1 pseudogene is annotated in these 438 nt (G+C 40.9%); it reads right to left on the bottom strand.

Annotated elements, in window-relative coordinates:
* Positions 1-438, bottom strand: a pseudogene (locus tag RYX56_RS21215) (ABC transporter permease); the annotation flags it as partial.

The raw sequence follows: 438 nt of genomic DNA, 5'->3' as shown, positions 1-438 counted from the left end.
TGCTCTTAACTTTCATATTGGGTCGCAGTTTTTTGACACTAATGAAAATCAGCAATACCATAATCAGCACATAGGTTACCATGTTCGCCGCCCATAATGGAAATTCACTCCCCAGCCCTAATTGATTGGATAATTCACTAAATGCATCCGGTCCAAGAAAGCTGAATAAGATCATGACCGGGTTTAGCATCACAAAGAAAAGGGCGAATGGATTATTCGAAGAATTCCCCATTTGGCTGACTGACATCGATACCGCAAAAAGAAACGCTGTGCCGGCGGTCAAAAACAATGTCACCCCATAGGTGGTTATCATGGCAATAATCGTTTTCCGAACAAGAGTTGAAAAAAAGATGCCAATGCTGCCAAATACAAGAATCGTAAAAATATAATATCCAAGAACTACCAGAACCTGACCAGGTGATATACCACCATACAGAA

It is taken from the genome of Alkalihalophilus lindianensis, from assembly GCF_032843265.1.
Taxonomy (GTDB): domain Bacteria; phylum Bacillota; class Bacilli; order Bacillales; family Bacillaceae_D; genus Alkalihalophilus; species Alkalihalophilus lindianensis.
The sequence above is the reverse complement of the archived record's forward strand: the minus strand, read 5'-3'. Positions and strand labels throughout refer to the sequence as shown.